The following is a 21,418-nucleotide window of genomic DNA, read 5'->3' as shown; positions in this document are numbered from 1 at the left end:
GGGAAGATCAGCCCGCGGCCTTCACCGCGTCGTCGACCAGCTGCTGCCAGGCCTTGTCGTAGGCCACCGAGCCGTCGTCCATGCCCTGGACGACCGACTCGACCGCGTTCTTGACCTGCGCGTGCTTCACCCCGAGGAAGACCGGCTGCAGGCTCTCCGCGGACTTGGCGAAGATCTCACCGATCGGGGCGTCGCTGAAGAACTCGTTCTTCGCGCCCTGCACGGCGGTGTCGGCCTGGGCCTTGCTGTTGCTCGGCATGTTGCCGAAGTCGGTGAAGATGCTCGCCTCGGTCTGCGCGCTGGTCAGGTAGTCGGCGACCTGCGCGGCCTCCTTCGGGTGCTTGGACTGCTTGGGCACGGCCACCCACGAGCCGCCCCAGTTGCCGCCGCCGCCGGGCACCGAGGCGACGTCCCACTTGCCCTTCATGCCGTCGCCGGCGTTGCCCGAGACCACGCCGAGCATCCAGGACGGGCAGCCGACCGTGGCGAAGGCGCCCTTCTGGGTGCCCGCCGCCCACTCGTCGGTGAAGTTGCGCAGCTTGGCCGTCAGGCCCGACTGGCTGAGCTTCGAGGCGAAGTCGAAGCCCGCCTTCACCGCCGGGTTCTTGTCGACGATGAGGTTGTTGTCCTTGTCGAAGTAGGCGACGTTGCCGTTCTTGGCCGCCTCCTGGTACAGCACCACGTTGTAGAGCGTGTTGGTGCCGTCGGTGAACTTGGTGTCCTTCACCTTCGCCTGGAACTGCTGGCCGACCTTCATGAAGTCGTCCCACGTCGGCCACAGGGCCGCGACCTTCTCGCGGTCCGTGGGCAGCCCGGCCTTCTTGAACAGGTCCGCGCGGTAGCACAGGCTCATGCCGCCGATGTCGGTGCCCAGGCCGAAGATCTTGCCGTCGGCGGTGACGCCGTTCTCCCACTTCCAGGCGGGGTAGTCGGCCTTGCGGCCCTCAAGGCCGTACTCCTTCAGGTCGGCCCACCACTCCGGGTGCGCCTTGGCGAGGCCCATGCCGCCCTCGTCGATGCCGATGACGTCACCGGCGCCGTTGCCGGACTGCAGCCACTGGATCATCTGGGGCCAGTACTGCTGCTCGAACTGGTCGGTCAGGTGCTCTTCCTTGATCTGGATGTCCTTGTGCTCGGCGTTCCACTTCTCGATGGCGTTCTTGTAGCCGAAGTTGGAGCCGCCGCCGAAGGTCTGCACCCGGATGGTGACGGGTTCGGCCGCCGCCGCGGAGGAGGCGGGGGAGCTGCCGGCGGCCGGCGTGTCGCCGCTGCCGCACGACGCGACGGTCAGCGCCGCCGCGGCCAGGGCTGAGGCCGCGGCCAGACCGTGACGCTTGCTGATCATCATGGGAGACCCCTTCTCGGGTGAATGGTGGGGAGGTGCACCGCGGCACGCGCTCCGCCGCGGTGGGAGTGTTTGGGAGCGCTCCCACAAAGGGTGCACTTACCGGCTGTGAACGTCAATCCACCGAAACGGAACCGTTACCAATGGGGTGTTTTGTAACCAAGAATCAGGATTTATGGGGATGAAGGGTGTGAAGGGCCGTTTGGGAGCGCTCCCACCTCAAGAGACATCTTTCGTGCCGCATCAAGGGCATGTCGCCCGCACCCTCCGGGCTTGCTCCGGGTCAGGTCCGGTTGTCACTGTGCGTGACGGCCGTCCGGAACGTTCCAACGCCCAGCCCCCCGGAGGAGGGGACGGCCGCTCTCGGACGGCCGCTCTCAGCAGGCGGCGGCGCGCTCGCGCAGCAGCGCCCGCTCGCGGGAGTTGCGGGTCATCGAGGCCGCCCGCTCGAACTCGGCCCGCGCCTCGCCGCGCCGGCCCAGCTTGAACAGCAGGTCGCCGCGGACGCTCGGCAGCAGGTGGTAGCCCTTCAGCGACGGCTCGTCCACGATCTGGTCGAGCAGTTCCAGGCCGACGGCCGGGCCGTAGGCCATCGACAGCGCCACCGCGCGGTTGAGCTCGACGACGGGGGAGCGGGCCAGCCGGGCCAGCGACTCGTACAGGCTCGCGATGCGTACCCAGTCGGTGTCGCCGGGATCGACCGCGCGGGCGTGGCAGGCCGCGATGGCGGCCTGCACCGTGTACGGCCCGGACCCGCCGCCCAGCTCCTCGGCCCGCGCCAGCGCCGCCAGCCCGCGCCCGATGAGCAGCCGGTCCCACCGCGCGCGGTCCTGCTCCAGCAGCAGCACCGGCTCGCCGGACGGCCCCACCCGGGCCGCCGCCCTGGACGCCTGGATCTCCATGAGCGCGGCCAGCCCGTGCACCTCGGGCTCGGCGGGCATCAGCCCCGCCAGCACCCGGCCCAGCCGTAGCGCGTCCTCGCACAGGCCGGGCCGCATCCAGTCGTCGCCCGCCGTCGCCGAGTACCCCTCGTTGAAGATCAGGTAGATGACCTCCAGCACGGACGACAGCCGTCCCGCCAGCTCGGCGCCCTGCGGCACCTCGAACGGGACCCTCCGGTCGGCCAGGGTGCGCTTGGCCCGCACGATCCGCTGGGCGGCGGTCGGCTCGGGCACCAGGAACGCGCGGGCGATCTCGTCGGTGCTCAGGCCGCCGAGCACCCGCAGCGTCAGGGCCACCCGCGCCTCCATCGACAGCGCCGGATGGCAGGCGGTGAAGACCAGCCGGAGCAGGTCGTCCTCGATCTCGTCGGGCTCGGGCGGCTCCTCGGCGCTCTCCAGCCGGTGGCCCAGCTCGGCCAGGTTGCGGGACATCCGCTCGTTCCTGCGGATCAGGTCGACGGCGCGGCGCTTGGACACCGTCATCAGCCAGGCGCCCGGGTTGCGTGGCACGCCCGACCCCGGCCACTGCTCCAGGGCCGCGACCAGCGCGTCCTGGGCCAGCTCCTCGGCCAGGCCGACGTCGCGCACCAGCCCGGCGAGGCCGGCGATGAGCCGGGCGGCCTCGATCCGCCAGACCGCCTCGATCGCCCGGTGCGTCTCGGATGCCGTCGTCGCCTCGATCGCCCGGTGGGGGCCGGAAGCCGTCATCGGCTCATGACACCAGCCGCCGCCCGCGGTCCGCAAGCCGAGGTCAGAGCTCTCGCGTGCCCAGGCGCCGGCGCATGGCCCGCTCCCGCTCGACCTCCTCCGGGTCGGACGAGGCCGCGTCCGGCGCGTCGGAGGCGTCGTACACCCGCCACACGTCCAGCGCGATCCCGTCGCAGCCCTCGGGGACGGGCACGCGCAGGGCCCACTCGACGGCCTCCTCCCTGGACTTCACCTGGATCAGCCAGAACCCCGCGATCAGCTCCTTGGCCTCGGCGAACGGGCCGTCGATCACCGTCGCCCGGCCGCCGCTGTAGGCGATCTGCGCGCCCTGCGAGCTCGGGTAGAGTCCCTCGGCGGCCAGCAGCACCCCCGCTCTGGCCAGCGCCTCGTTGTAGGCGTGCATGTTGTCGACGACCTCCTGGCTGGGCAGCGCCCCCGCCTCGGTCTCCGCACCGGCCTTGCCGACGATCATGAATTTCACGCTGCCGTCCCTTCCGTCCGAGGCCCCGCGGCGGAGCCGGTCTCGCCGATGCGTCGAACGGGCGCCGCCCGGATCGACACGCGGGCGCGGACCGTCCGTTCTCAGGGCACCGTACCGGTCGTGCGGCGGCGCGGCCGATGTGCCATCCTCGCCCCATGCCCCAACCCGCAGACGACGCCCTCGCCCCCAACCGGGCCCTCTGGGACGAGCGCGCCCGCGTCCACGGCTCGACCCCCACCGACAGGTTCTACGACGTGGACGCCTTCCTCGCCGGCCGGCAGACCCTCTACGAGCTCGACCGCCGCCTGGCCGGCGACGTCGCCGGAAAGGACCTGCTCCACCTGCAGTGCCACTTCGGCATGGACACGCTGAGCTGGGCGCGGCTCGGGGCACGGGTGACCGGCGTCGACTTCTCCCCGGTGGCGGTCGCCCGGGCCCGCGAGCTGGCGGTCAAGGCGGGGCTGGCGGCCACGTTCGTGGAGGCCGACACGCAGCGGCTGCCCGAGTCGCTGGCCGGGGGCTTCGACGTGGCGGTGGCCACGTACGGCGTGTTGTGCTGGATCGGCGACCTCGCCGCCTGGATGCGCGGCGCGGCCATGGCGCTGCGGCCCGGCGGACGGCTGGTGCTGGTCGACCTGCATCCGGCCTACGAGACGGTGGCCTCGCTCGACCCGCTGGTGGTCGACTGGCCCTACGGCGGCGGCCAGGCCCACCGCGAGACGGTGACCGGCACGTACGCCGACGCCGGGGTGGTGACCGAGGCACAGGAGACCGTCCAGTACCCGTACTCGCTGGGCGAGATCGTCACGGCGGCGGCGCGCGCCGGGCTCACGGTCGCCGAGCTGGGCGAGCACGTCGCCGCCGAGACGGACCCGCGCGGGCTGCTGCCCGAGGGCGAGGACGGCCGGTACCGGCTCCCGTTCGGGGACTCGTACCTGCCGGTCCTGTACTCGCTGGTGGCGGTCCGGTCCTGAGACGCGGCGAGCGCGCGTCCCCCGTGCGGGACGCGCGCTCGGAGCCGGGGGAGTCAGCCCGCGTACTGCGGGTAGCCGTAGCCGACGACCTGCGACGTCGGACGGACGCGCTCCTCGACCTTGCCGTTGCCGGTGTTGCCCTCGACCGTGGAGATCGTGCCGTCGCCGTTGTCCCTGGTGACGAAGCCGACGTGCTGGATGGCGTCCAGGCTCTTGCTGCCGCCCCAGGAGAAGAAGACGACGGCGCCGGGCCTGGCCTCGGTGCCCCAGCGGTCGTTGGCGGCGAACCACTTGGCGTGGGCCACGGTCCAGGCGTCCCAGCCGACCTGCGGGCGGGCGCCGGTCTGCTCGCCGACCCAGGAGACGAAGATCGAGCACCAGGGCGCGTTGAGGTACATCGCGCGGGTGCCGCCGTCGCGGGCGATGGTCTCGGCGGCGCGTTGGGAGTCGGCGTACCACTTCTGGAACTTGGTGCCACCGCCGTAGGCGTTCTCGGAGGTGCCGACCTGGGCCTTGGCCAGGGCCAGGACCTGCGCGGCGGTGACGTTGACCCGGGTCTCCTCCGCCTTGCGAACCTGGGCGGCGGCCTGCGGCGCGACCGCCGGGCGTCCGGCGGCGGCGGCCGGGTCGGCGCTGTCGGCGGTGGCCGCGGTGGCCGCGGTGGCGTGGGCGCCGATCGCGGAGGCGAGGATGGTCGCGCCGAGCGCGGCGCGGACGTAGTTGATCTTCGGGGCACGGATGGGACGGTGTTTGGCCATCGAGGGCATTACTCCTTGCTTCCATGCCGCTTACCGGGTTAGCTGACGGGTTCGGACGTGGAAGCTGCCCTACGGCACCGAAGTGCCGATTCACCCCAAAGGACGTGGGTCCCCGGTTCCGCCCGGAGGCGGATTCAGCGGTCACAGGACGATCCTGTGAAATGTCTTGCGATGGTTTGACAAAGCCGGCGGACAAACCGGACGTCTGCCGCGAGATGCCCCACAAGGTAATACATCGGGCAAGAGCAAGGCAAATGCCTAAAGGTCCAGCTAGGAGAGTTGGCCCCGCGCGTCGGCCAGAAGCCCCATCATGGCAAGGGATTCGTCAAGCGGCATGACGGCGCTCTCGGTCCGGCCCTCGGCCGTGGCGGTACGCACCTCGCGCAGTTCCCCGGCGTACCCGTTGTCGGCCGGGTCGAGCACCAGCTCCTCCGTCTCCATCGACGGCCCCGACAGCAGCACCCGCTCCGGCGCCCAGAACGGCGCCAGGATGTCGGCCCGCATCGACGTGCCCACCACGCTCGCGTCGTTGGGGTGATGCGCGAGCAGGGACACCTCCACCAGCGCCCGCCGCCCGCCCGGGTACAGCAGCACGCCGCCCGCCTCGGCGTCGACCCCGCTGGGCGCCAGCGAGCCGGTCATCCGCAGCTCCCGCGGCATGCCGAGCAGGAGCTGAGCCAGCCCGAACGGGTAGATCCCCAGGTCGAGCAGGGCCCCGCCGCCCAGCTCCGGCGCCCACAGCCGATGGGCGGGGTCGTAGGGCAGCGCGAACCCGAACGAGGCCCGCACCGAGCGGATCTCACCGAAACGCGGATCGGCCGCCACCCGCTGGATGAGCGGGTTGAAGCGCATCCACATGGCCTCCATGAGGAAGACCCCGGCCGCGCGGGCCAGCGCCACCATCCGCTCGGCGTCGGCCACGGTGGCCGCCAGCGGCTTCTCGCACAACACGGACTTGCCCGCCGCGATGGCCGCCTCGGCCACCTCCAGGTGCTGGGCGTGCGGCGTGGCGACGTAGACCGCGTCGACGGCCGGATCGGCGCACAGGGCCTCGTAGGAGCCGTAGGCCGACTCCGCGCCCAGCTCGTCGGCCAGGGCCCGCGCCCTGAGCGGGCTCCGCGAGCCGACGGCGGCCACCCGCATGCCGGGCTCGGCCGCGATGGCCGCCCCCACGGTACGCGCGATGCCGCCGGTCGCCGCTATCCCCCAGGTGAAATCTCGCACGCCCGAGATCGTAGAGCGCTCAGGTCAGGTTGAACGAGTCGGGGTCGGGCCCGATCCGCCGTCCCGCGTTCATCGCGCCGATGGCCACCAGGTCCTCGGTGTCGAGGATGAAGTCGAACACGTCGATGTTCTCCTCGATCCGGGCCGGGGTGACCGACTTGGGGATCACCACGTTGCCGAGCTGAAGGTGCCAGCGGAGCACGATCTGCGCGGGCGTCTTGCCGTACTTCTCCGACAACACGCGCAGCGCCGGGTCGGACAGCAGCCCCTTGCCCTGCCCGAGCGGGCTCCACGCCTCGGTCAGGATGCCGTTGGCCTCGTGGAAGGCCCGCATCTCGCGCTGCTGGAAGTACGGGTGCAGCTCGATCTGGTTGATCGAGGGCGTGATGTCGGTCTCGTTCATCAGCCGGGTCAGGGTGGCGACCGTGAAGTTGGAGACGCCGATGGCCTTGGCCCGGCCGTCACGGTAGATCTTCTCCAGCGCGCGCCAGGCCTGCACGTACTTGTCCTGCTGCGGGACCGGCCAGTGGATCAGGAAAAGATCTACGTAGTCGAGGCCCAGGCGGGCCAGGCTCTCGTCGAAGGCCTGCTCGGCCCGCTCGTGGTCGCCGTTCCACAGCTTGGTGGTGACGAACACCTTCTCCCGTGGCACCCCGGCGGCGCGCACGGCCCGGCCGACGCCCTCCTCGTTCTCGTAGGCGGCGGCGGTGTCGACGTGACGGTATCCGGCGCGCAGCGCGGTCGTCACGGCGTGCTCGGCGTCGTCGGCAGAGACCTGCCAGACGCCGAAGCCGAGCTGTGGTATCTGCACACCGTCGGTGTTGAGCATCAGCGAGTTCATACCCTCCATTGTTCACGTGACGTTTCTTGCTGCTTAAGCAGGCCGGGCTAGCTTGTAGCGGGTCGTGCAAGGCCATCCACCGGCTGGGGGAAACAGAGTGGTCAGACAGGCGTCGGCCTGGGTGGAGTCCCCGCTCCAGATGCTGTGCGCCGTCGAGGCCCACCACGCCGGGCTGCTCGGCCCGGACACCGTGGTCGTGCCGCGCGCCGGCCTGCGCCCGCTGCGCGCCACCCGCAAGGAGCTGCGCCGCCTCGACCTGCCCGCCGGCCTGGTGCTGGACGAGCCGCGCGAGCGCATGCCGCGCCGCGTCCAGGCCGTGGGCGACGCGTTCTCCGGCAAGGTCCAGGTGCGCTGGCTGACCTCCGACCCCGGCCGCATCGTCGTCGTGGACGACGGCCTGGCCACGCTCAGGCTGCTCGAACTGCTGGCCGCCGGGCCGTACCGGCCGCTGCTGCGGGCACGGGCGACGCCGTCGCGGGCGCGCGCCCTGCTCGGCCTGGCCGCCGCGCTGCGGCTGCGGATGAGCCGGGTCTCGGTCTTCACCGCCCTGCCCGTCCCCGACGAGCTGGCCGCCGCCGTCCGCGAGGTGGGCGTCGACCTCGTACGCCACGACTTCGCCTGGCTGCGCGCCCAGCCGCCGAGCGCCCAGGGGCCCGCCGAGCGGACGGTCGTCCTCGGCACCTCCCTGGTCCGCAACGGCCTGGTGCACCGCGACCACTACCTGCGCTGGCTGACCGACCTGGCCGGCCGCGAGCCGCTGGCCTACTACCCGCACCGCCGCGAGGACCCCGTCGACCTCGCGCTGATCAGGGAGCGTCCCGGCATCACGGTGCACGACGCGGGCGCGCCGGCCGAGCTGACCCTGCGCGGCCTCGGCGCCGGGCAGCGGGTGCTCAGCCTTCCCTCGACCGCGATCACCTCGCTGCGGGTGCTGCTCGGCCCGCGCGGTGTCGAGGTCGAGCCGGTGGACGTTCCCGACGACTGGTGGACGAGCAGGGCGGCCCCCGGCCTGCGATCGCATCTGACAGGAGCTTCCAGGTGAGGGTGCTGGCGGTAGCCGACTCCGACTCGTATCTGAAGTGGGCGGCCTGCCTGCTCGACGACCTGCCCGCGGGCTGCGACACGGAGCTGGTGGTGGTGCGTACCCCGATCGCGCCCTCGGCGGAGCAGATCGCGGCGGCGGTGGGCGGGCGCGCGGCGCCCCCGGTGTTGTCGGCGCGGTCGCTGCGCCGCCTGGCCGAGCGCACCAGGCCCGACGCGATCCTGGTCGGCTGCACCGGCCCGGTCGTGGACGTGCTGGTGGCCGACGTGCTGGCCGGGCTGCGGCCGGCAGGCCGGTCACGGCCGGTGTTCGTCAGCGGGCTGCCCGGCATCTCGGTCCCGGCCACGGAGAAGGCGTGGCTGTTCCGCAGCGGCTGCGACCTGTTCGTGGTCCACAGCGAGCGCGAGGTGGCCGAGTTCTCCGGGATCGCCGGCCGGCTCGGCGGAGGAGGGGCGGTCGGGCTGGCCCGGCTGCCGTTCCTGCGGCCCGGCGCGGCGGCCGGCGGCGGCGACCGGGTCGTGTTCGCCACCCAGGCCAAGGTGCCGCGGGCGCGGGAGGACCGCGAGCGGGTGCTGCTGGCGCTGGCCGAGCTGGCCGGACGCCGGCCCGGCCTGGAGGTCGTGGTCAAGCTGCGCGCCCTGGAGCACGAGCGCCAGACCCACAACGAACGCCACCACTACCAGCGGCTGTGGCGCGAGATGGGCGAGCCGGGCCGGCTGACGTTCGCGGCCGGGTCGATGCACGAGCAGCTCTCGCGGGCGGCCGGGTTCGTCACGGTCAGCTCGACGGCCGCGCTGGAGGCCGTCGCCATGGGCGTGCCGTCGCTGGTGCTGAGCGACTTCGGCGTCAGCGCCGAGATGATCAACCTGGTGTTCGAGGGCAGCGGCCTGCTCGGCACGCTCGGCGACCTGGCCCTGGGCGACTTCCGTACGGCCGAGCCGCGGTGGTGCGAGGCCAACTACTTCCACCCCGCCGGGCGCGACGACTGGGCGGACCTGCTGGCCGGTCTGGCCGTGGCCGGGGAGCGCCCGCCCGCCCGCTCGCTGCTGGACGGCCCCGAGCACGCCGCGGCCCGCCGCCGGGCCAGGTTGCGGGTGGAGGTGCCGCCCACGATGTTGCGGGCGGGCTACCGGGCCAAGCGGCGGGTGCGCCGCTACCTCAGATCGCTGACCTGATCTTCCTGCGCAGCCTGGAGAGCGCCGAGGGCGGCTCGGCCAGCCCCAGCGTCTCCAGGCGCTTGCGCTTGAAGTAGCGCTTGTCGAACGCGACACCCGACGGGCGCAGCTCGGGATAGGCGTCGGCCTGCATGCAGTAGCCGACCGCGCGCACCAGCGCGGGCAGGTCCGTGCGCGGCGGCTGGTCGATCACGCCGTCGGCGCCCAGCCGGGGCAGCAGCGCGTCCACGATCGTGGCCGGGATCCTGTTGCTGTTCTCGTACGGCGTGAGCCGGTCCAGCACCAGGCCGGTGCCGAAGGAGGCGACCGGCAGGCCGAAGTAGCGCATGGCGGTCACCAGGCCGGTGGAGAAGCAGCCCACGACCAGCTCGGGCCGCAGCGCCGCGAAGCACACCTCGGCCGGCACGCTCTCCCCGGCCACCGTCAGCCGCACCCCCAGGGGCTCGGCCGCCGCGCGCAGCAGTTGCGCGTGCCGGCGTCCGGCGGCCGGGTGCGGCTTGAACACCACGCTGGTGCAGCCGCGGGCGACCAGGGCGCGCAGCATCGAGGTGTGCAGCCCGGCCTCCTCCTCAGGGGTGACGATCTCCAGGGCCGACAGGTACTGGCCGAGGATCATCGCCTGCCCGGCGAGCATGTCCGGCGCGGTGGTGGCCACCTCGCGCACGACCGCCAGGAAGCGCTCCTCGGGCAGCACCACGGGCGGCACGCCGTACTCGCTGAGCAGCAGCGGGGTCAGGCCGGGCACCAGGTCCAGGTGGAGCAGCCGCTCGATGCGGCGGGAGATCTCGGCCGGCAGCGGGTCGCGGGTGGGCCCGTAGCTCATCAGGCCGTCGGAGTAGACGGTGATCGGCAGTCGCGCACCAGCCCGGCGATCGTCCGGGCGGGCGGCACCGCGATCGACTCCAGCACCAGCTCCTCGACGTCGTCCAGCGCCAGGTGGGAGCGGATCAGCCGCTCGAACATCGGCACCTCGATGACCCGCGCCCGCCAGTCGGAGGGGTGCAGCGGGGCGATCAGGTCGTTCCAGGAGTGCACCTCGTCGAAGCGCGAGCGCAGGACGGCGAAGCCGGGCGCGCCGTCGAGCGGCAGCGACACCTCGGGGACGGCCGCGTTGTTCGACACGATCAGCACGCGCCGGCCCGCGCCGAAGCGGCCGTCGTCGATGGCCGCGGCCAGCGACATGGCGCCGAACAGCGTCGAGGCGTAGAAGACCTTCATCAGGAGTCCTCCCGATCCCGGCGGATCCGGACGTGGGGGCTGGGGGGAATGTCGGGCACCAGGGCGCGCAGCAGGGCCTCCCGCTCGACGGCCATCCGCGACACCGCGTCGGCCACCAGCGCGGACGGCAGCCCGCGGACCATCTGCGCGCCGCGCTCCTCGAAGCGGGCGCGCAGCGCGGGCGTGAACCGGCCCGCGAGCTCCAGGTGGTGGGCCAGCAGCGCGCAGAAGTTGCGCGCCGCCTTGGGCAGGAACTCCGGCTCCAGGTCCTTGAAGACCAGCTCGAAGGCGTCGAAGAAGTGCAGTTGCCGCTCGTCGCCGACCTGCGTCAGCGACCCGGACACCAGGCGCCGGTAGAACACCCCGGCCATCGACACCACCGCGAACGTGGCCGCCTCCCGGTGCAGCCGCCAGATCCACGGCCGGTCCTCGGCGGTGTGCAGCGAGCCGGGGAAGTGCAGCAGGTCCCGCAGCGAACGCCGGTAGACCCCGGCCCACGCGTACGGGTAGTCCACCATGGTCCGCACGCCCGCCGGCAGGATCGCCGCGCGGGGGTCGAGCACCACGCCGCGGCGCGACAGCGGGGCCCGGTGCACCACCCGTTTACGCCCCTCCACCTGCACGTGGTCCACGCGCACGAAGTCGCAGCCGAGCCCGTCGATGGCCGCCACCAGCCCGGCCAGGTAGCCGGGCGCCAGCCAGTCGTCGCCGTCCATGAACGTGACGAACCGCCCCGAGGCGGCCGACAGCCCGGTGTTGCGGGCGTCGGCCAGCCCCACGGGGACGGGGTTGCGCAGCACGGCCAGGCCGGGCAGGTCGCGGGCGAAGTCGGCGATGATGTCCGGGGTGGCGTCCACGGAGCCGTCGTCCACGACGATGAACTCGAAGTCGTGCCGGGTGTTGCGGGCGAGCGAGGTGAGCGCGTCGGCGATGAAGCGCTCACCGTCCCGCACCGGCACGACGACGGAGAGAGTGGTCGGCGTCATGACTCAGACGGTCACCCGGCGCAGCCGGGCCTTGGGCGCCTCCTCGCCGGGGAAGACGCGCTTGACGCCGTCGCCCATGGCCTGCTCGATGATCCGGATGTCGCGGACGAGGTGCTCCAGCCCGGACGGCTCCAGCGAGGCGGCGTGGTCGGAGCCCCACATGGTGCGGTCGAGCGTGATGTGCCGCTCGACGCAGACCGCGCCCAGGGTGACCGCGGCCAGGGAGATCTGCAGGCCGCGCTCGTGCCCGGAGTAGCCGACCGGCACGCCGTAGCGCTCCTTCAGCGTGGTGATCGTGCGCAGGTTGGCCTCCTCCGGCGGCAGCGGGTACGTGGAGGTGGCGTGCATCATGATCAGCCGGTCGGTGCCGAGGATCTCGACGGCCTGGTCGATCTCCGACAGCGTGGACATGCCGGTGGACAGGATGAGCGGCTTGCCGGTGTCCGCCAGGGCGCGCAGCAGCTCGTGGTCGGCGACGCTGGCCGAGGCGATCTTGTGGGTCAGCACGTCCATGTTCTCCAGGAACTCCACGGACGGCACGTCCCACGGCGAGGCGAACCAGTGCAGGCCACGCTCGTCGCAGTATTTCGCGATCTGCCGGTACTCGTCGTAGCCGAACTCGGTGCGCTCCTTGTACTCCAGGTACGTCATCTCGCCCCACGGCGTCTGCCTGATCTGGCCCTTCTGCTCCTCGGGCACGCAGATCGCGGGGGTGCGCTTCTGGAACTTGACCGCCTGGCAGCCCGCCTCGGCCGCCACGTCGATGAGCCGGCGGGCGATGTCGAGGTCGCCGTTGTGGTTGATGCCGATCTCGCCGATCATGTACACCGGCTCGCCGTCGCCGACCAGCACGTCGCCGATCGCGACCGGGCCGAGCCGCGGCCGGGCCTTGGCCTCGGCGACGGGCGGCTCGGGCCGGGCGGCCACCACCAGGTCGCACAGCTCGCGCACCGCGCCGGAGCCGCCGGGCCTGGTCAGCACCACGCGGGCGGCGGCGCGCACGCGCGGGTGCGCGTCGGGGGTGGCGATCGGCCAGCCGACCTCGGCCATCGGGCCCAGGTCGTTGACGTCGTTGCCGACGTAGGCCACGCGCGCCGGGTCCAGGCCCTCGATGGCCAGCCAGTCGCGCAGCACGATGCGCTTCTCGGCCAGGCCCTGCAGCACGGGCACGCCCAGCTTGCGGGCGCGGGCGGCCACGACCGGGTTCTGCTCGGTGGACATCACCAGCACCTTGACCCCGGAGCGGCGCAGCAGCGAGACGCCCATGCCGTCCGAGCGGCTGACCAGGACCATCTCCCGGCCGTCGGAGTCGATGTAGGCGCGGTCGTCGGTGTGCACCCCGTCGAAGTCGGTGATGACCGCGTCCACGTCGATCGGCTCGGGCTTGTCGATGAACGGCGCGAGGGCGCGCACCAGCTCCAGGTCCTCGGGGTCGTCGACCTCGACGGCGTGCCGCGGCGGCACCGGCTGCACGGCGACCTCGCCGAAGAAGCGGTGGCCGTGCTCGCGCAGGCCGGCGGTGCGCATGACGTAGAAGGCGCCGTTCTCGCGGAACTGCGGCTCGCGGTCCTGCCTGCGCTGCCGTACGGCCGGGTCGTGGTTGACGCCCGCGCCCGCGGCGGTCCACAGGAACTCGTGCGTGGGCAGCCCGGACACGACCGAGTCGGCCTCGCCGTCCAGGACCCTGCGCACGGCCGCCGACAGGTCCTCGGGGTCGATGAACGCGCTGGTGCACTGCACCAGCACGACCACCTCGGGGTCGGCGCCCAGCGCGTCCAGGGCGTGCAGCACGGCCGACTCGCTGGAGGCGGTCGCGCCGCTCAGCTCCGCGGGCCGCTCCACCACGACCGCCCCCGCCGCGCGGGCGGTCTCGGCGATCTGCGCGTGGTCGGTGCTGACCACGACCTGGTCCACGAGCTCGGCCCGCAGGCACGCCCGTATCGCGCGGGTGACCAGCGGGACGCCGCCGACCAGGGCGAGGTTCTTCAGGGGTACGCCCGCCGAACCTCCACGGGCGGGAACAACGGCCAGGACTCGCAAGTGTCTTCTCCTCAGTGCATCGGATCGCACCCAGAAGCTAGAGGCCGGGATTGAACGGGCAGCGTCACCGCCATTAACGTTCCATGGGGATCCGGTAGAACAACTCTGGCCGGCCCACCCCGCCGTACTGCGGCACGCGCACCGCCATCCCCAGCTCGACCAGGTGTTCCAGGTAGCGACGGGCGGTCACCCGCGACACCCCCACCGCCTCCGCCACGCTCTGCGCCGAGCTGCCGCCTGGCCGCTCGCGCAGCCGGGCCGACACGGCGTCGAGGGTGTCGCGGGCCAGCCCTTTGGGCAGCTCGGAGGTGCCGCGCAGGGTGCCGAGCACCCGGTCCACGTCACCCTGGGCGACGATCACGCCGGTGTCCTGCCTGAACCGGGCGTAACGCGTCAGCTTCTCGGCCAGGGTCGCGTAGGTGAACGGCTTGAGAAGGTACTGCGAGACGCCCAGCGACACCGCCGAACGGACCATGGCCAGGTCGCGCGCGGAGGTGACGGCGATGACGTCGCACAGCAGCCCGCCGGCCCGCACCGCGCGGCACACCTCCAGGCCGTGCATGTCGGGCAGGTACAGGTCCAGCAGGATGAGGTCGACGGGCCGCCCGCGCAGGAACCGCAGCGCCTCGCCGCCCGAGCGCGCCACCCCGGCCACCTCGAAGCCGGCCACCCGCTCGACGTAGACCCGGTTGGCCTCGGCCGTGATCTCCTCGTCCTCCACGATCAGCACGGAGACCGGCGCGCCCGACCTGCTCACCGCGCCCGCTCCGGGACCGGCAGCCGCACCGTGAACGCCGATCCGGCCACGTCGATCGTGCCGCCGAGCCGCCGCACCGCCTGCCCGACCAGCGCCAGGCCGAGCCCGTGGCCGTCGCCCTTGGTGGTCCAGCCCTTCGCGAACGCCTCCGGCGCGGTCAGCCCCGGCCCGTCGTCGGCCACTCTGATCATCACCCCGTCGCGGTCCGCGCCCAGCCGCACCTCGACCCTGGTGGCCGCGTCGAGGGCGTTGTCGACCAGGTTGCCGACGATCGTGACCAGGTCGCGCGGGTCCAGGCCCAGGTCGTCGAGGTCGCTGTCCGGCGTCAGGACCAGCTCGCCGCCGCGCTCGGCCGCCTCGGCGCTCTTGCCGAGCAGCAGCGCGGCCAGCACCGGCTCGCGCACCGCGCCGACCACCCGGTCGGTCAGCTCCTGCGCCGCGCGCAGCTCCGCCGTGCCCAGCGCGACCGCCTGCTCGGTGCGTCCCAGCTCGACCAGCGTGATCACGGTGTGCAGCCGGTTGGCGGCCTCGTGCGCGGCCGAGCGCAGCGAGTCGGCGAAGCCGCGCTCGGCGTCGAGCTGCCCGGCCAGCGCCTGCAGCTCGGTGTGGTCGCGTACGGTCACCACCGTGCCGAGCCTGCTGGCCGCGCTGTTGACGGCCAGCACCCGGTCACCGGCCAGGTGCACGCGTTCCTCGTGGCCCTCCAGCAGCGCCGACAGGCCCAGCTCGGCCACGTGCCGGCCCTCGGCGTCCGGCGGCAGGTCCAGGAGCTGCCTGGCGGCGTCGTTGCACAGCGTCAGCGTGCCGTCGCCGCCGACCAGCAGCAGCCCCTCCCGCACGGCGTGCAGGACGGCGTCGTGGTGGTCGTGGATGCGGCCCAGCTCGACCGGGCCGAGCCCGTGGGTCTGGCGGCGCAGCCGTACGGTGACCAGCCACGTCCCGGCCGCGCCCAGGCCGAGCGCGAGCGCGGCGACCAAGCCGCTCCAGGCGAGCTGGTCGCGCAGCCTGGCGCTGATCCGGTCGATCGTGATGCCCGCGCTGACCAGGGCCCGCACCCGGCCGCCGGACCACACGGGCGTCACGGCCCGCTTGGAGGGGCCGAGCGTGCCGGTGTAGGTCTCCACGAAGGTCTCGCCGGCCAGCGCCCGCCCGGTGTGGCCGAGGAAGCGCCGGCCGATCTCGGCCGGGTTCGGGTGGGTGTAGCGGGTGCCGTCCGGCTTCATGATGGTGACGAAGTCGACGCCCGTCCGCTCGCGCACCCGTTCGGCGTACGGCTGCAGCGCCAGGGTCGGCTCCGGGCCGTCCAGGGCGGCGGCCACGCCCGGCGCGGCGGCCACGCCGACCGCCACGGCCCTGGCCGTGTCGCCCGCCTCCTCGGTGAGCAGGCGATGGGCCTGCACCAGCGCGAGCACCGCGCAGCCCGTGACGGCGACCGCGACCACGAGCAACTGCAGGACCAGCATCTGGCCCGCCAGGCTCCAGCGGCGCATGAGCCTCCCCTTGCGTGAACGAAACTTACTCAATCGTGACGTGGGTCACAGTGAGGCGCATAGTCGCATGGCCAGCCCCTTTTTTCCAAAGCGGTGGAGAGACCCCCATGCGTGATCGAACTCGTTACCTGTATCTGGCCGTCATCGTGGCGGTCCTGCTCGGCATCCTGGTCGGATTCGTCTGGCCGGAGGCGGGCAAGGAGCTCAAACCCCTCGGCACCGGCTTCGTGGCCCTGATCAAGATGCTGATCAGCCCCATCATCTTCTGCACGATCGTGCTCGGCATCGGCTCGGTACGCCAGGCCGCCAAGGTCGGCAAGGTCGGCGGCCTCGCGCTCGGCTACTTCATGGTGATGTCCACCGTGGCCCTGGTCATCGGCCTGCTGGTCGGCAACGTCATCGATCCCGGCTCCGGGCTGCACCTGACCGACGCCGCCAAGCAGGCCGCCGAGGCCGAGGCGGCCAAGGGCGAGGCCACCGGCGGGGTCGACTTCCTGCTCGGCATCATCCCCCTCACCCTGGTGTCGGCCTTCACCGAGGGCTCGGTCCTGCAGACGCTGCTGGTGGCGCTGCTGGCCGGGTTCGCGCTGCAGGCCATGGGGGAGCGGGGCGCGCCGATCCTGCGCGGCGTCGAGCACGTCCAGCGGCTGGTGTTCCGCATCCTCGCCATGGTCATGTGGGCCGCGCCGGTCGGCGCGTTCGGCGCCATCGCGGCCGTCGTCGGCGCCACCGGGATCGAGGCGCTCAAGAGCCTGGCCATCATCATGATCGCCTTCTACGTCACCTGCCTGCTGTTCGTGGGCGTGGTGCTGGGCGCGCTGCTGTGGCTGGTGGCCCGGATCAACCTGTGGTCGCTGCTGCGCTACCTCGGCAGGGAGTTCCTGCTGATCCTGTCCACGTCGTCGTCGGAGACGGCGCTGCCGCGGCTGATCGCGAAGATGGAGCACTTCGGCGTGAGCCGGACGGTGGCCGGCATCACCGTGCCGACCGGCTACTCCTTCAACCTCGACGGCACCGCCATCTACCTCACCATGGCCACGCTGTTCATCGCCTCGGCCACCGGCGCTCCGCTGCAGGTCGGCGAGCAGATCTCGCTGCTGCTGTTCATGATGGTCGCCTCCAAGGGCGCCGCGGGCGTGACCGGGGCGGGCCTGGCCACCCTCGCCGGCGGCCTGCAGTCGCACCGCCCCGAGCTGGTGGACGGCGTCGGCCTCATCGTCGGCATCGACCGGTTCATGTCCGAGGCCAGGGCGCTGACCAACTTCGCGGGCAACGCCGTGGCCACCGTCGTGGTCGGCACCTGGACCGGGGAGTTCGACCGGGAACGCGCCGCCGAGGTGCTGGCCGGGCGGGCGCCGTTCGACGAGTCCACGCTGCTGGACGAGGAGGACGACCGTCCCGGCCCCGAGGCGGAACGGGAGGTCGTGCGCGTCTAGGGTGTCGCCTCTACGGTTTGCGGCCGATGCCCGCGTACCCCATGCGGGCGAAGTCCTCGTCGTAGAACGGCGGGCTCTGGGGGTCGGTGAACGGGAAACCGAGCTCCGGCCCCTTGCCGGTGGCCAGACCGGGCGGGATCAGCTCGAAGTCGCCGAAGAAGGCGGCGATCTCCTTGCCCGGCCGCGGGCAGAAGGGCGCGTTGGCCCGCCGGTAGAACTGGCTGACGCGGGCCACACGCTCGGGCGCGTGGTCGGTGCCCACGTGCGAGAGGGCCAGATAGCTGCCGGGCGCGAGCGCGTCGCGGTAGGCGGCCACGAAGCCCTGCGGGTCGTCCTTGTCGGGGATCAGGTGCAGCAGGAACATCATGAGGACGGCGACGGGCTTGCCGAAGTCCAGCAGTCCGCGCACCTCGGGGCTGTCGAGCACCTCCCGCGGGCGCCGGACGTCGCCGTGCAGCATGGCCACCTGCTCGGGGCCGGCCAGCAGCGCCCGCCCGTGCGCGGCCACCACCGGGTCGCTGTCCACGTAGACCACGCGGGCCTGCGGCGCGAGCCGCAGCGCCACCTCGTGCACGTTCTCGGCGGCCGGCAGGCCGGAGCCGAGGTCGAGGAACTGGGTGACGCCCTGGTCGCACAGGTACCTCACCACCCGGCCGATCAGCAGCCGGTTCTCCCGCGTGCCGTCCCTGACCTCCGGCATCGCGCTCAGCACCAGCTCGGCCAGCTCCCGGTCGGCCGGGAAATTGTTCTTTCCGCCCAGGAAGTAGTCGTACATGCGCGCGGTGTTGGGGATGTGAGGATCCACGCCCTGGGGGACTTCTTGCGTCATGAGGGCATGATCCACTAACCGGCTGCCGGAAATCTACGCTTTCGGCATCAGATGGCCGGAAGCCTCAGGACGAACCGCGCCCCGCCCGGCCGGTCCTCCACGCGCACGCTGCCCCGGTGGGCCATCGCCACGTCCCTGGCGATGGCCAGGCCGAGGCCGGTGCCGCCGGAGTCGCGGCTGCGGGCGGCGTCCAGGCGGGTGAACCGCTCGAAGATGCGCTCCCGGTCGGCCTCGGCGATCTCCTGGCCGTCGTTCTCCACCGCCAGCACGGCCGTGCCGCCCCTGGACGGGCCCGCCTCCCTGGCGACCACGACCCACACCATGGTCTCGGCGTGCCGCTGGGCGTTGTCCAGCAGGTTCGTCAGCACCCTGGTCAGTTGCAGGCGCACGCCCTCGACGACCACGCCCTCGGTCAGCTCCAGCCGCGTGGGCAGCTTGTCGCTGCGCACGGCCAGCTCCTGCCGTACCAGCCCGGCCAGGTCCACCGGCTCCCTGACCACGTCCACCCGGGAGCCGATCCTGGCCAGCAGGAGCAGGTCGGTGATGATGGCCTCCAGCCGGTCGGTGTCGCGCAGGGCGCTCTCCACCAGCGCCTCCACGTCGGTGTCCTCCGGGTAGAGCTGGGCGCTCTCCAGCTGGGCGCGCAGCCCGGCGATCGGGGTGCGCAGCTCGTGGGAGGCGTCGGAGGCGAACTGGCGCTGCTGCAGCGCGGAACGTTCCAACCGGGCCAGGTTGTTGTTGACGGCCTTGGCCAGCATGGCGACCTCGTCCTCGCCGCCCGGCTGGGTGACCCGGTGGCTCAGGTCGCCCGCGCTGACCGCGTCCAGTTCGGCGCGCATGGTCGCCACCGGGCGCAGCGCGCGGCCGGTGACCAGCCAGGTCGCCCAGGCGGTGAGCGCGATCAGCGCCGCCACCTGGGAGAACACGATCACCTCCAGCGTCTGCGAGGCCAGCACCTCCGGGGTGCTGCGGCCGGCGTAGACGATGGGGGAGTCCTCCGACGTACCGGCCTTTACCGCCGACAGGTGCACGCACTCGGTCGGCAGGCAGTTGGTGGTGTTGACGACCCGGCTCTCGGCGGTGGGCCGCACGTCGCTGAGCGGCGGCAGGTTCCTGGCCGCGTCGCTGCTGGCCAGGATGCGGCCGTCGGTGCCGACGATCTGGATCAGGTCGATGGACGGGTTGGGCACGGGGATCGTGGCGCCCTGCGGCAACCCGCCGGCGCGCATCTCGGAGGCCACCCGCTCGGCGGTGTCCAGCGTGTCCCGGTAGACGCCGGCCGTCACCACGGACCGCGCGACGATGCATCCGGCGATGCCCACGGGGATCAGCACGAGGGCGGCTACGGCCGTCGCGATGAGGGTGACGCGTCCGCGCAGGGAGCGGGCCCACAGGGGTGGCACTCCCCGAGACTACTAACCGTAATTGCCGCCAAATGCCGCGTTAAGGGAAAGGTTCCCCCAACGTCAGCGCTGGATCCAGACCGTCGTGTCCGGCGGGACCGAGCCGTCGGCCGCCGGCGGGCCGCTGGCCAGCAGCACCGTGCCGGGCACGACCGGGGCGACCGGCTCCTCGCCGGTGTTCAGCATCACGACCAGGCCCGGGTCGCGCTGGACGGCCAGCACGTCCTCGGAGGTCTCCAGCCACCTCAGCGTGCCGCCGCCGAGCGCCGGGTGCTCCTTGCGCAGCCTGAGCGCGGCCCGGTAGAGGTGCAGCGTGGAGTCCGGGTCGTGCTCCTGGGCCTGCGCCGACAGCAGCGTCCACGACGCGGGGATCGGCAGCCACGGGTCGCTCCAGCCGCAGCCCGGCTCGCTCGTCCACGGGATCGGCACCCGGCAGCCGTCGCGGCTCTCGCCGGTGCGCAGGAAGGCCGGGTCCTGCCGCAGCTCGTCGGGCAGGTCGAGGACCTCGGGCAGGCCCAGCTCCTCGCCGTTGTAGAGGTAGGCCGAGCCGGGCAGGGCCAGCATGAGCAGCGTCGCGGCGCGGGCGCGGGCCAGGCCGCCGTGCCGGGTGACGTGGCGGGGCTTGTCGTGGTTGGACAACACCCATGTCGTGGGCGCGCCGACCAGCTCGGCCTCGGCCAGCGACTTCTCGATCACCGAACGGAACGACTTGGCGTTGAAGTCGGCCATCATGAACTCGAAGTTGAACGCCTGGTGCAGCTCGTCGGGGCCCACGTACCGGGCCAGCCGCTCGGGCGAGGACACCCACGCCTCGGCGACGGCCATCCGCCCGCCGGGGTAGGAGTCGAGGATCGGCCGCCACTCCCGGTAGATGTCGTGCACGCCGTCCTGGTCGAAGTAGGGCACCCGCTCGTCGCCCAGCATCTCGGCCTGGCGGCCCTCCTTGGGGCCGACGTCGGGCAGCCCCTCGGCCTTGACCATGCCGTGGGCCACGTCCACCCGGAAGCCGTCCACGCCCCGGTCCAGCCAGAAGCGCAGGACGTCGCGGAACTCGGCGCGCACCTCGGGGTTGTCCCAGTTGAGGTCGGGCTGCTCGGGCGCGAACAGGTGCAGGTACCACTGGCCGTCCTCGACCTGCGTCCAGGCCGGGCCGCCGAAGATCGACTCCCAGTCGTTGGGGCGGTCGCGGAAGATGTAACGGTCGCGCAGGTCGGCCTGGAACCAGGGGTGGCGGTCGGAGGAGTGGTTGGGGACCAGGTCCACGATCACCCGGATGTCGCGTTCGTGGGCCTGGGTGACCAGGGCGTCGAAGTCGGCCAGCGTGCCGAACATCGGGTCCACGTCCCGGTAGTCGGCCACGTCGTAGCCGCCGTCGGCCATGGGGGAGGTGTAGAAGGGGCTCAGCCAGATCGCGTCCACGCCCAGCCTGGCCAGGTAGTCCAGGCGATCCCGCACGCCCTTCAGGTCGCCGGTGCCGTCGCCGTCGGCGTCGGCGAAGCTCCGGGGGTAGACCTGGTACACGACGGCGTCCCGCCACCAGTCGTCGTTGCCGAGCATGGCTTTCCTTCCCCCGATGTCCGTGATGTCTGGTGCAGGATGTCGCGCGTTCTTGCGACAGGTCAAGTGCAAGTTTCGGAAAGTTGCAGATTCAGTGTCAGGTCGTTCTCGCGAGCGGGGGCGAGGTCAGCGGGTCACGGGTCGGATGTGGTTCCGGTAACGCTCTTTCGCAAGTTCTTCCAATTCTTGCAAAGAGCCGCTAACGTCCCGGAA

The 21,418-nt window shown here is 72.4% G+C and carries 19 protein-coding genes and 1 riboswitch; of the genes, 4 read left to right on the top strand and 15 right to left on the bottom strand.

What is annotated here, in order from left to right; genetic code table 11:
* Nucleotides 1-7: 7 nt before the first annotated feature.
* The 3 genes from ACIHAD_RS16405 to ACIHAD_RS16395 all read right to left on the bottom strand — a co-directional run bounded on the left by ACIHAD_RS16405 (nucleotide 8) and on the right by ACIHAD_RS16395 (nucleotide 3,466).
* Nucleotides 8-1,348 (bottom strand): extracellular solute-binding protein, encoded by a 1,341-nt coding sequence (locus ACIHAD_RS16405; protein WP_397355267.1) that lies wholly within the window; start codon nucleotides 1,346-1,348, stop codon nucleotides 8-10.
* 374 nt (nucleotides 1,349-1,722) lie between these two features.
* Nucleotides 1,723-2,994, bottom strand: coding sequence for an RNA polymerase sigma factor (locus ACIHAD_RS16400; RefSeq protein ID WP_397355266.1), 1,272 nt, complete (start codon nucleotides 2,992-2,994; stop codon nucleotides 1,723-1,725).
* 43 nt (nucleotides 2,995-3,037) lie between these two features.
* Nucleotides 3,038-3,466, bottom strand: coding sequence for a YciI family protein (locus tag ACIHAD_RS16395; protein ID WP_397355387.1), 429 nt, complete (start codon nucleotides 3,464-3,466; stop codon nucleotides 3,038-3,040).
* Between the two features lie 164 nt (nucleotides 3,467-3,630).
* Here ACIHAD_RS16395 and ACIHAD_RS16390 point away from each other — a divergent pair, with 164 nt between their 5' ends.
* Nucleotides 3,631-4,449, top strand: coding sequence for a class I SAM-dependent methyltransferase (locus ACIHAD_RS16390; protein WP_397355265.1), 819 nt, complete (start codon nucleotides 3,631-3,633; stop codon nucleotides 4,447-4,449).
* A 53-nt stretch (nucleotides 4,450-4,502) separates the two neighbouring features.
* On the opposite strand, the gene ACIHAD_RS16385 is transcribed toward ACIHAD_RS16390, so the two are convergent.
* The 3 genes from ACIHAD_RS16385 to ACIHAD_RS16375 form a co-directional block, all read right to left on the bottom strand.
* On the bottom strand, nucleotides 4,503-5,207 hold the full coding sequence (locus ACIHAD_RS16385; RefSeq protein ID WP_397355263.1) for a CHAP domain-containing protein: 705 nt from the start codon (nucleotides 5,205-5,207) through the stop codon (nucleotides 4,503-4,505).
* Nucleotides 5,208-5,219: 12 nt separating this feature from the next.
* A riboswitch (cyclic di-AMP (ydaO/yuaA leader) is annotated at nucleotides 5,220-5,357 on the bottom strand.
* 120 nt (nucleotides 5,358-5,477) lie between these two features.
* Nucleotides 5,478-6,431, bottom strand: a complete 954-nt coding sequence (locus tag ACIHAD_RS16380; protein WP_397355261.1) for a Gfo/Idh/MocA family protein — start codon at nucleotides 6,429-6,431, stop codon at nucleotides 5,478-5,480.
* 19 nt (nucleotides 6,432-6,450) lie between these two features.
* Nucleotides 6,451-7,272, bottom strand: a complete 822-nt coding sequence (locus ACIHAD_RS16375) for an aldo/keto reductase (protein WP_397355260.1) — start codon at nucleotides 7,270-7,272, stop codon at nucleotides 6,451-6,453.
* Nucleotides 7,273-7,369: 97 nt separating this feature from the next.
* Between ACIHAD_RS16375 and ACIHAD_RS16370 the strand changes: the two genes are divergently transcribed.
* Nucleotides 7,370-8,314, top strand: a complete 945-nt coding sequence (locus tag ACIHAD_RS16370) for a hypothetical protein (RefSeq protein ID WP_397355259.1) — start codon at nucleotides 7,370-7,372, stop codon at nucleotides 8,312-8,314.
* Nucleotides 8,311-9,489 carry a DUF6716 putative glycosyltransferase gene (locus ACIHAD_RS16365; protein ID WP_397355258.1) on the top strand — a complete coding sequence of 393 codons (1,179 nt, stop codon included), beginning with the start codon at nucleotides 8,311-8,313 and terminating at the stop codon, nucleotides 9,487-9,489. Before ACIHAD_RS16370 ends, ACIHAD_RS16365 begins: the two co-directional genes overlap by 4 nt.
* Here the strand turns inward: ACIHAD_RS16365 and ACIHAD_RS16360 are convergent.
* From ACIHAD_RS16360 to ACIHAD_RS16335, 6 genes are all read right to left on the bottom strand, one after another.
* Nucleotides 9,473-10,312 carry a polysialyltransferase family glycosyltransferase gene (locus tag ACIHAD_RS16360; protein WP_397355257.1) on the bottom strand — a complete coding sequence of 280 codons (840 nt, stop codon included), beginning with the start codon at nucleotides 10,310-10,312 and terminating at the stop codon, nucleotides 9,473-9,475. The two genes, ACIHAD_RS16365 and ACIHAD_RS16360, sit on opposite strands and share 17 nt — an antisense overlap.
* Nucleotides 10,312-10,707, bottom strand: a complete 396-nt coding sequence (locus ACIHAD_RS16355) for a hypothetical protein (protein WP_397355256.1) — start codon at nucleotides 10,705-10,707, stop codon at nucleotides 10,312-10,314. Before ACIHAD_RS16355 ends, ACIHAD_RS16360 begins: the two co-directional genes overlap by 1 nt.
* Nucleotides 10,707-11,693 (bottom strand): glycosyltransferase family 2 protein, encoded by a 987-nt coding sequence (locus ACIHAD_RS16350; RefSeq protein WP_397355255.1) that lies wholly within the window; start codon nucleotides 11,691-11,693, stop codon nucleotides 10,707-10,709. The genes ACIHAD_RS16355 and ACIHAD_RS16350 overlap by 1 nt, the downstream gene beginning before the upstream one ends.
* A 3-nt stretch (nucleotides 11,694-11,696) precedes the next feature.
* Complete coding sequence (locus ACIHAD_RS16345) at nucleotides 11,697-13,733, bottom strand: N-acetylneuraminate synthase family protein (RefSeq protein WP_397355254.1); 2,037 nt, start codon at nucleotides 13,731-13,733, stop codon at nucleotides 11,697-11,699.
* Between the two features lie 73 nt (nucleotides 13,734-13,806).
* Nucleotides 13,807-14,490 (bottom strand): response regulator, encoded by a 684-nt coding sequence (locus ACIHAD_RS16340; RefSeq protein WP_397355253.1) that lies wholly within the window; start codon nucleotides 14,488-14,490, stop codon nucleotides 13,807-13,809.
* Complete coding sequence (locus ACIHAD_RS16335; protein WP_397355252.1) at nucleotides 14,487-15,980, bottom strand: ATP-binding protein; 1,494 nt, start codon at nucleotides 15,978-15,980, stop codon at nucleotides 14,487-14,489. The genes ACIHAD_RS16340 and ACIHAD_RS16335 overlap by 4 nt, the downstream gene beginning before the upstream one ends.
* A gap of 107 nt (nucleotides 15,981-16,087) precedes the next feature.
* Between ACIHAD_RS16335 and ACIHAD_RS16330 the strand changes: the two genes are divergently transcribed.
* Entirely contained in the window at nucleotides 16,088-17,416 is a 1,329-nt protein-coding gene (locus tag ACIHAD_RS16330) for a cation:dicarboxylate symporter family transporter (RefSeq protein WP_397355251.1), read from the top strand.
* A gap of 10 nt (nucleotides 17,417-17,426) precedes the next feature.
* Here ACIHAD_RS16330 and ACIHAD_RS16325 read toward each other — a convergent pair whose 3' ends face one another.
* The 3 genes from ACIHAD_RS16325 to ACIHAD_RS16315 form a co-directional block, all read right to left on the bottom strand.
* Complete coding sequence (locus tag ACIHAD_RS16325; protein WP_397355250.1) at nucleotides 17,427-18,245, bottom strand: SAM-dependent methyltransferase; 819 nt, start codon at nucleotides 18,243-18,245, stop codon at nucleotides 17,427-17,429.
* A 47-nt stretch (nucleotides 18,246-18,292) separates the two neighbouring features.
* A complete protein-coding gene (locus tag ACIHAD_RS16320) occupies nucleotides 18,293-19,648 on the bottom strand; it encodes a sensor histidine kinase (protein ID WP_397355249.1) in 1,356 nt (451 codons plus the stop codon).
* Between the two features lie 63 nt (nucleotides 19,649-19,711).
* A complete protein-coding gene (locus ACIHAD_RS16315; protein WP_397355248.1) occupies nucleotides 19,712-21,205 on the bottom strand; it encodes a glycoside hydrolase family 13 protein in 1,494 nt (497 codons plus the stop codon).
* Nucleotides 21,206-21,418 lie beyond the last annotated feature (213 nt).

Source organism: Nonomuraea sp. NPDC052265, from assembly GCF_044547985.1.
Lineage (GTDB): Bacteria > Actinomycetota > Actinomycetes > Streptosporangiales > Streptosporangiaceae > Nonomuraea.
This window is presented reverse-complemented; position numbering and strand designations above follow the sequence as displayed.